Annotated in this window: 1 protein-coding gene; it reads left to right on the forward strand. The window is 74.5% G+C overall.

Annotation, left to right across the window (positions count from 1 at the left end; genetic code table 11):
• Window positions 1–247, forward strand: a 247-nt coding sequence (locus tag SB775_RS32560) for a hypothetical protein (protein WP_410865422.1), incomplete at both ends; no start/stop codon positions are given.

Raw genomic sequence — 247 nt, forward strand, 5'->3', positions numbered from 1 at the left:
GCTCGACCTGCTGGCACGCACCGGCTTGCGGGCGGACGACCTGCTGGTCGATCTCGGCGCCGGGCTGGGCCAGGTGCCGATGCTGGCGGCGCTGTGTTCGCCGGCGCGCGCGCTGGGGATCGAGATCGAACCGGCGCTGGTGCGCAGTGCCCGGCAGGCGGCGGACGGGCTGGCGCTGTCGCGGGTGGCGTTCCTTTGCCAGGACGCGGGCGTGGCCGACCTCTCCAGCGGCACCGTGTTCTACCTG

The organism is Peribacillus sp. SIMBA_075, assembly GCF_046534585.1.